General features: G+C 66.6%; 2 protein-coding genes. Both read right to left on the bottom strand.

Features of this window, described 5'->3' with window-relative positions:
- Window positions 1–37 precede the first annotated feature (37 nt).
- On the bottom strand, window positions 38–271 hold the full coding sequence (locus EN994_RS33010) for a DUF982 domain-containing protein (RefSeq protein WP_244506945.1): 234 nt from the start codon (window positions 269–271) through the stop codon (window positions 38–40).
- Between the two features lie 113 nt (window positions 272–384).
- On the bottom strand, window positions 385–1,002 hold a 618-nt coding region (locus EN994_RS33005), incomplete at its 5' end, for a GntR family transcriptional regulator (protein ID WP_164746505.1).

The following is a 1,002-nucleotide window of genomic DNA, read 5'->3' as shown; positions in this document are numbered from 1 at the left end:
CCTCAATCCGGATTGCCGCCTCGGATGTCGCCTTGTGTCAGGCCGGCGCCTTGTCGCTGACAAAGACGTCCACTTCGCGCGCCGCCGCAATGAAGGCGCGCCTGGCGTTCATCGCCGGCTTGTCGCCGGCGAGTGCGTCATGGCAGGCCTGCAGGGCCGCGCGATGCTTGGGGCTGCGCTTGCCGGGCCAGCTGTTGAGGAGGTAGTCGGAAGCCTCACGCGCCGTGCGCAAGAGCTGAGTGCTTCCCGCCGCGACTGACTTCACAGTCACAGGTGTTTCAAATCGGTTGTTTTCCATCGCCGCTCCTTACGCCATCGGCGTCTGCGAAGCGAGGGCGAAAGTGCGCACACGTCCAGACGCCGCTTTGCGCCCCTTCATCCACCTTAAGCAGCAACGACGGCAAAGCCTCTGGCGCGAAGACCGCGCCGATCGTTGGCGAGCGACGTCACCAGCCGGTCGCGGCTGCCGACAATGTGGACCGAGAGCAGGCGCGCGGCTTCATCGGCGTCGCCACGGCGTGCCGCCGCCAGTATGGCGCGATGTTCGGCCCAGGCGCGGCTGAGGGCCGCTTCGTCGCGAACCTCCAGCCAGCGCGCCCGTGACAGGCGTGTCATGGCATCACGGACCGCCCGGAACAGGAATTCATTGCCCGACAGACGCGCCAGTTCGATGTGAAAATCCATGCCGACGCGATGCCATTCCTCGCGCGGCGTGTCGTTGTCGCAGGATTCGAGCATCGCCTGGATGACATCGATGGCGCTCCGGTCCGCCAGGCCGCATGTCAGGCGAACTGCCGCAACCTCGACCGCCTCCCTGTAGACGGCGATCTGCTCGAGTTCAGCCAGATTGATCGGCGACACCGTCCAGCCGCGCCCGTCCCTGCCGACCAGCCCCTCGGTCTCGAGCCGCAGCAGTGCTGCCCTGACCGGGGTTCGCGATGCACCGAAACGGCTCTCGATCCAGCGCTCGGTCAGCTTTTCGCCGGGACCGATCTCGAGGCC

The sequence above is a fragment of the Mesorhizobium sp. M7A.F.Ca.CA.002.09.1.1 genome (assembly GCF_003998555.1).
GTDB lineage: Bacteria > Pseudomonadota > Alphaproteobacteria > Rhizobiales > Rhizobiaceae > Mesorhizobium > Mesorhizobium ciceri.
Note: the sequence above shows the minus strand (reverse complement) of the source record. Positions and strands in the feature narration are given on the sequence as shown.